Annotated in this window: 7 protein-coding genes and 1 pseudogene; 4 read left to right on the top strand and 4 right to left on the bottom strand. The window is 68.6% G+C overall.

All coding sequences use genetic code 11. The annotated features are described in order from the left end of the window. On the bottom strand, nt 1-101 hold a 101-nt coding region (locus tag BAY1663_RS25415; RefSeq protein WP_256206829.1), incomplete at its 3' end, for a hypothetical protein. Between the two features lie 218 nt (nt 102-319). Between BAY1663_RS25415 and BAY1663_RS16215 the strand changes: the two genes are divergently transcribed. Next, complete coding sequence (locus BAY1663_RS16215) at nt 320-1,639, top strand: bifunctional DedA family/phosphatase PAP2 family protein (RefSeq protein ID WP_037042702.1); 1,320 nt, start codon at nt 320-322, stop codon at nt 1,637-1,639. Nucleotides 1,640-1,793: 154 nt separating this feature from the next. On the opposite strand, the gene BAY1663_RS16210 is transcribed toward BAY1663_RS16215, so the two are convergent. Genes BAY1663_RS16210 through BAY1663_RS16200 form a run of 3 tightly spaced genes read right to left on the bottom strand, consistent with a single transcriptional unit; the run spans nt 1,794 to nt 3,464 of the window. Beyond that, on the bottom strand, nt 1,794-2,375 hold the full coding sequence (locus BAY1663_RS16210; RefSeq protein ID WP_037042699.1) for an LON peptidase substrate-binding domain-containing protein: 582 nt from the start codon (nt 2,373-2,375) through the stop codon (nt 1,794-1,796). A 10-nt stretch (nt 2,376-2,385) separates the two neighbouring features. Continuing rightward, nucleotides 2,386-3,096 carry an LrgB family protein gene (locus tag BAY1663_RS16205; RefSeq protein ID WP_164838464.1) on the bottom strand — a complete coding sequence of 237 codons (711 nt, stop codon included), beginning with the start codon at nt 3,094-3,096 and terminating at the stop codon, nt 2,386-2,388. A gap of 5 nt (nt 3,097-3,101) precedes the next feature. After that, nucleotides 3,102-3,464 (bottom strand): CidA/LrgA family protein, encoded by a 363-nt coding sequence (locus BAY1663_RS16200; RefSeq protein WP_037042696.1) that lies wholly within the window; start codon nt 3,462-3,464, stop codon nt 3,102-3,104. Nucleotides 3,465-3,633: 169 nt separating this feature from the next. On the opposite strand from BAY1663_RS16200, the pseudogene BAY1663_RS16195 reads away from it, so the two are divergent. The 3 genes and pseudogenes from BAY1663_RS16195 to BAY1663_RS16185 all read left to right on the top strand — a co-directional run bounded on the left by BAY1663_RS16195 (nt 3,634) and on the right by BAY1663_RS16185 (nt 6,500). After that, nucleotides 3,634-4,088 (top strand): annotated as a pseudogene (locus BAY1663_RS16195) (MaoC family dehydratase). A gap of 71 nt (nt 4,089-4,159) precedes the next feature. Next, nucleotides 4,160-5,839, top strand: coding sequence for a C13 family peptidase (locus tag BAY1663_RS16190; protein WP_037042693.1), 1,680 nt, complete (start codon nt 4,160-4,162; stop codon nt 5,837-5,839). Nucleotides 5,840-5,858: 19 nt separating this feature from the next. After that, entirely contained in the window at nt 5,859-6,500 is a 642-nt protein-coding gene (locus BAY1663_RS16185; RefSeq protein WP_037042691.1) for an oxidoreductase, read from the top strand. The last annotated feature ends 38 nt before the right edge of the window (nt 6,501-6,538 follow it).

Raw genomic sequence — 6,538 nt, 5'->3', positions numbered from 1 at the left:
GCACGGTTCTTCTGCGCGGTGCTGGCACGCGCGAGCACCCGCGAGGCCTCGCGCGCGGCGCGGCCCAGGCGGGTCATGTAGTCGAGCACGGACTCGGTCATGGTCTTGCTGGCCTGACTGAAGGGAAAGCGGCTGATTATAGCCACCCCGGCTGCCCGCGCACAGCGGCGCCGGGCGAAAGGACGACGAATCCCCGCCACGCATCGGCACGGGCGCCGTTCGTGCCGCCGCGACCAGGGCGGACGACGCTATCATCGCCCGACGAAACCCATGGTCCCGTGGCCAGGTCGAAAGGCCGTCCCGACTCAAGGAATGCCGAATGAGCCAATGGCTCGACACCCTCACCCAGTGGCTCGCCGCCCATCCGCAATGGCTGGGCCTGGCCCTGCTCGCGGTAGCCTGCATGGAGTGCCTGGCCGTGGTCGGCCTGCTCGTTCCCGGTACCGTCCTGATCTTCGCCATCGCCGTGCTGGCCGGCAGCGGCGTGCTGAGCCTCGGCGAAACGCTGGTGCTGGGCTTCATCGGCGGGCTGACCGGCGACCTGCTGTCCTACGCCCTCGGCCGCCGTTATCACCAGGGTATCCGCAGCCTGCGCGGCCTGCGCGACCATCCCGAATGGCTGCTGCGCGCCGAGCACTATTTCCAGCGCTATGGCGTCGCCAGCCTGCTGGTGGGGCGTTTCATCGGCCCGTTGCGGCCCATGCTGCCGATGACCGCCGGCATGCTCGACATGCCCTTCGGACGCTTCCTGCTGGTCAGCCTGTGCGCCGCGGTCGGCTGGTCGATGGCCTACCTGTTGCCCGGCTGGAGCGCCGGCGCCGCCTGGCGGCTGCCACTGGCCGAAGGCTTCTGGAGCGAGGCGGCAATGGTCATCGGGGCGTTGCTGGCACTGGTCACGGCAACGGTGCTCGGCAGTCTGCGGCAATTGCGCTGGGTCAGCGCGCTGTCAGCCGGGCTGAGCCTGGCGATCCTGCTCGGGCTGTTCCTCGGCTGGCCGCACCTGAAGGAACTCGACGAGGGCCTGCTCGCGGTCATCCAGGGCGAGCGCAGCGCGCTGCTCGGCCGGCTGATGGTGGTCGTCACCCGCGCCGGTGACTTCCACACCCAGTTGTGGGCCGGGGTGCTGCTCGGTGCGCTGTTGCTGCTGTCGCGACAGTGGCGCGCGGCGCTGTTCGCCATCCTCACCCTGCTCGGCACCGCGCTGGCCAACGGCGCGCTGAAGGCGGCGTTCGCCCGTGTCCGCCCCGAGGTGCTGATGGAGCCGCTGAGCAGCTACAGCTTCCCCAGCGGGCACAGCTCGGCGGCCTTCGCCTTCTTCCTCACCCTCGGCGTGCTCGCCGGCCGCGGCCAGCCGCCGCGCCTGCGCCTGGCCTGGCTGTTGCTGGCCTGCCTGCCGGCAACCGCCATCGCCCTCTCGCGGGTCTACCTGGGCGTGCACTGGGCCACCGACGTCACCGCCGGCGCGCTGCTCGCCGCCGGCATCTGCGCGGCCAGCCTGACCCTGGTGCAATGGCGCAGCCCGCTGGCGGCACTGTCGCCCAGGGTGTGGTGGCTGGTCCTGCCGGCCTGCCTCGGCCTGCTCGGCGCGTTCAGCATCTGGGCATTACCGACGGCGATGCAGATGTATCGCTATCAGTAAATCTGGCGCGTCATGGATGCGACCGGGGGTTCGCGAGTAGGTTGGCGCTGAGCGCAGCGAAGCCCAATAGGGATCGGATCGGCATGGACATGTTGGGCTTCGTCGCTGCGCGCCCCGACCCAACCTACGCGCTCGTACGAAACGCCAACAGACCCTAACCCTCCTGCAACCGCTCGAGCAGGATCTGGATCTGCTCCAGCTGCAGCTCCGGCTCATCCAGCCCCAGCAATTCGATCTTCTGCTCGGCCTCGAACGGCAACAGATAGGCCAATTGGCTGGCCAGCGCCCGCTGCCCAGTGGCCGACCGCCCCATGCCGAGGCTCTCGACCATCGGATGCTGGCCGAGCGCTTCGAGCAACACCGCAAGATCGGCATGCTGTCCGGTCAGCGGCCGCTCGGCGAGTTCGGCGCGCCAGTTCACCTGGGCCACGGTCAACTGGTCGTGCAGCACCTCGAACGACTGCACGTCGAAACGCCGCCCGCCTTCGACGCGGATGCCGAGCAGGCCATTGGACAACTGCTGCCAGTCGCGGATCAGCGCCTCGCAACCGACAGCGGCGAACGCCGTCGGCGCCGCGCCGACCTCGCGGCCCTCGAGGATGCGCACCACGCCGAAGCCATGCCCGGCCTTCAGGCACTGGCTGACCATGTCCAGGTAGCGCGCCTCGAAGATCTGCAGGTCGAGGATGCAGCCGGGAAACAGCACGGTATCCAGCGGAAACAACGGCAATCTCATGCAAGCTCCATCACAGCAACAGGGCTACGGCCAGCGGCAGCAGCACCGCGGTCATCACCCCCATCAGGCTCATGGCCAGCGCCGCGAAGGCACCGCACTCGTCGCTTTCCTGCAGCGCCTGCGCGGTGCCCACGGCGTGGGCGGTCAGGCCCAGGGCAATACCGCGGGCCGCAGGATGCTGAACCCCGAAACGGCGCAACAGTTCCGGACCGAGAATCGCCCCGAGCACGCCGGTGATCATCACGAACACCGCTGCCAGCGCCACCACGCCGCCGATCTGCTCGGCCACCAGCATGGCGATCGGCGAGGTCACCGACTTCGGCGCCAGCGTCATCAGGATCATCTCGTCGGCGCCGAACGCCCAGGCCAGCGCCATGCCCAGCGCGGTGGCGAAGGTCCCGGCGACCAGCAGGGTGATCACGATCGGCCCGAACAGCTCGCGGATACGCCGCAGGTTCAGGTACAGCGGCACCGCCAGCGCTACCGTGGCCGGTCCCAGCAGGATCGTCAGCCATTGCGCGCTGATGCGGTATTCCGCGTAGTCGAGGCCGCAGAGCAGCAACACGCCGACGATCAGCGTCATCGACACCAGCACCGGCTGCAGGAACACCCAGCGGGTCTTCTCGTAGGCCGCATAGGCCAGCTGGAAGATCACCAGGGTGATGCCCACGCCGAACAGCGGGTGATGGATCAGCGCCTGCCAGGCCGCGTGCCAGTGCAATTGCATCATGCGCGCTCCTGGCGGCGCTGCTTGCGCCCGATCAACAGCTGCATCAGCCAACCGGTGAAGACCAGCGAGACCAGCAGCGAAATCACCAATACTCCGACGATCGCCCAGAAATCGGCGAGGATCTCCTCGGTATAGGCCATCACACCCACCGCCGGCGGCACCAGCAGCAACGGCAGGTAACGCAGCAAGCTGCTCGCCGCCAGTTGCAGCGACTCGCTGGCCCGGCCACGTGCCAGCAGCCCGGCGAACAGCAGCACCAGCCCGATGATCGGCCCCGGCAGCATGGGCAGGAACAGCACGTTGAGCACGGTGCCGAGCAGCTGGAACACGACCAGCCAGGTCAGGCCTCTAAGCAGCATGGGGAGCCTCCGGCAAATGTCCGCCAGTATAAGCCGCAACGCCGGCAGACGCCCGCGCCGCGCTATGGCGGGTCATTCGCGCCGCCGATGCTGCTTGCCCCGATGCGCGCTGCACGCTGATCTAGGTCGCAGCCCCAACGCCAATCACAAGAAAAACCCCGGAGGCCGCATGCCACAAGTACCCGTCGCACAGCTCAAGGACCATATCGGCAAGGAGCTGGGCCGCTCCGCCTGGTTCACCATCGACCAGCAACGCGTCGACCAGTTCGCCGACTGCACCGGCGACCACCAGTTCATCCACGTCGACCCCGAGAAAGCCGCGCAGACGCCGTTCGGCGGCACCATCGCCCACGGTTTCCTCTCGCTGTCGCTGATGCCGATGCTGATGGGCGATCTGCTGGTGGTCCCCGAGGGCACCCGGATGGGCGTCAACTACGGCCTCGACAGCCTGCGCTTCATCCAGCCGGTACGCGTCGGCTCGCGGGTGCGCCTGGCGCTGACGCTGCTCGACGCCTACGAGAAGAATCCCGGCCAGTGGCTGCTCAAGCGCGCGCCGAGATGGAGATCGAGGGCTCGGAAAAACCCGCCTACATCGCCGAAACCCTGGCGCTGTGCATTCTCTGAGCTGCGCGCGAATGTCGCAGCCCGCCGCGTTTGCGGCATACTGCGGACATCCTGCCTGAGCGGATGCCCGCATGCGTCGCCTTCTCCCGCTACTGCTGACCTGCCTGCTCGCCGCCTGCGGCGAGGGCGAACCCCTCACCCCGCCGAATGCCGTACTGCCCGATGGCGGGCGCTACCGCGGCGAGGTGGTCGATGGCCTGCTGCAGGGCAGCGGCCGCATCGACTACCCCAATGGCAGCTACTACCTCGGGCAATTCAAGGATGGCCAGTGGCACGGCCTGGGCAGCTGGTCCGGCGCCAATGGCGACCGTTACGAGGGCGAGTTCAGGCACGGCCTGTTCGACGGCCTCGGCCGCTTCAGCTATGCCGAAGGCGGTGTCTACGAAGGGCAATTCCAGCGCGGCAGCATGCATGGTCATGGGCGCTTCAGCCAGGACGGCACGGTCTACGAGGGCGAATTCCGCGACAACCTCTATCACGGCCAGGGCAGCCTGGAATATGCCGACGGCCTGCGCCACCAGGGGCTCTTCAGCAAGGGCCAGCCGCAGGGCCCCGGCACCCGCAGCGACACCGACGGCCAGTTCGCCGGGGACTTCCGCGACGGCAGCCTGAACGGCGAAGGCAGCTACCTGGCCAGCAGCGGCGAGCGCTACAGCGGCCAGTTCGAGCATGACCAGTTCCACGGCCAGGGCCGCTACGAGGACACCCAAGGCAACGTCTGGAGCGGCACCTTCGAGCACGGCGAGCTGAACGGCACCGGCAGCCACCTCGCCAGCGACGGCAGCCGCTATGCCGGCCAGTTCCAGCACTGGCGCTACCATGGCCAGGGCCGCCTCGACCGTCCGGACGGCAGCTTCTACACCGGCGGCTTCCGCCAGGGCCGCTTCGCCGGTGAAGGCGTGCTGACGCTCGCCGACGGCAGCCGGCAGCGCGGCGTCTGGCGCAACGACCGACGTATCCGCGACGAACAGGGCCGGGCGCTGCCGGACCCGCTGGAACTCGCCCTGCTCGACCAGGGGCGGCTGCTCGACGAGGCCATCGCCGCCCTGCCCGCCTCTACCGCGGCGGCGGAGCTCTACTCGCTGACCGTCGCCGGCGACGGCCGCCAGAGTGTGTTCCTGCGCGAAACCGACTACGTGCAGCGCCTGCTCGGCGAGCGCTTCGCCGCCCACGGGCAGCTCAGCCTGGCCAACCACCGCGACCACCTCAGCGACCGGCCGCTGGCCACCCGCGAGAACCTGGCGCGGGCGATCCGCGCACTGGCCGAACGCAGCGGCGAGGAAGACCTGATCTTCCTCTACCTCACCAGCCATGGCTCGGCGGATCACCAACTGGTGCTCGAGCAACCGCGCCTGAGCCTCGACGACCTTTCCGCGCAGGACCTCGCGCAGTTGCTGGAGCCGCTCGCGGCCCGCGATACGCTGGTGGTGATTTCCGCCTGCTATTCGGGCGGCTTCATCGAACCGCTGAAGAGCCCGCGCACCCTGGTGATGACCGCCGCGCGCGCCGACCGGGTGTCCTTCGGCTGCTCGGAGGAAAGCGACTTCACCTATTTCGGCCGCGCGCTGTTCGCCGAGGCGCTGCAGGAGACCGACGATATCGTGCAGGCCTTCACGCTGGCGAAGGCCAAGGTTGCCGAACGCGAGCGCGCCGACGACTATCAGGCTTCGGAACCGCAGATATGGGCGCCCGAAACGGTTGTCGAACGCTGGCGGCACGTTCAGCGGCAGCGAACCGCGACCACTCAATGATCGCCACAGGAGCGAAAGCATGTATCTGACGCCACAGCGTATTCTGCTTGCCGGCGCCACCGGACTGGCTGGCGAGCACCTGCTCGATCGCCTGCTCAACGAGCCCACCGTCGAGCGCGTGCTGGCGCCCACGCGCAAGCCGCTGGCCGCCCACCCGCGCCTGGAAAACCCGGTCGGCGAACTGCGCGCCTTGCTGCCGCAGCTGTCCGGCGAGATCGACACCGCCTACTGCTGCCTCGGCAGCACGCGCAAGCAGGCCGGCAGCGACGACGCCTTTCGCGCCATCGACCATGACCTGGTGGTGGCCTTCGCCCGCCGCGCCCGCGAGCTGGGCGCGCGCCACCTGCTGGTGATCAGCTCGCTGGGCGCCGACCCGGACAGTTCGATCTTCTATTGTCGGGTGAAGGGCGAGATGGAAGCGGCGCTGCAGCAACAGGACTGGCCGCAACTGACCATCGCCCGCCCCTCGCAGCTGCTCGGCCCGCGCCTGGAGCTGCGCCTGGCCGAGCGCATCGCCGCGCCGCTGTCGCAGTTGCTGCCGGGCAAATACCACGGCATCGAGGCCTGCACCCTGGCCCGCGCGCTCTGGCGCCTGGCGCTGGAGGAAGGCGACGGCGTGCGGATCGTCGAATCGGATGAATTGAGGAAGCTGGGGAAGTAGGCTTCGGGCTTCAAGCTTCAAGCTTCAAGCTTCAAGCT

The organism is Pseudomonas sp. BAY1663 (genome assembly GCF_000582595.1).
In the GTDB taxonomy this organism is placed as follows: Bacteria; Pseudomonadota; Gammaproteobacteria; order Pseudomonadales; family Pseudomonadaceae; genus Stutzerimonas; species Stutzerimonas stutzeri_AF.
This window is presented reverse-complemented; position numbering and strand designations above follow the sequence as displayed.

Bases quoted from the DNA above. Each gene is read 5' to 3' on its own strand.
- BAY1663_RS16215 (WP_037042702.1), top strand. From the start codon at position 320: ATGAGCCAATGGCTCGACACCCTCACCCAGTGGCTCGCCGCCCATCCG.
- BAY1663_RS16210 (WP_037042699.1), bottom strand. From the start codon at position 2,375: ATGAGATTGCCGTTGTTTCCGCTGGATACCGTGCTGTTTCCCGGCTGC.
- BAY1663_RS16200 (WP_037042696.1), bottom strand. From the start codon at position 3,464: ATGCTGCTTAGAGGCCTGACCTGGCTGGTCGTGTTCCAGCTGCTCGGC.
- BAY1663_RS16190 (WP_037042693.1), top strand. From the start codon at position 4,160: ATGCGTCGCCTTCTCCCGCTACTGCTGACCTGCCTGCTCGCCGCCTGC.
- BAY1663_RS16185 (WP_037042691.1), top strand. From the start codon at position 5,859: ATGTATCTGACGCCACAGCGTATTCTGCTTGCCGGCGCCACCGGACTG.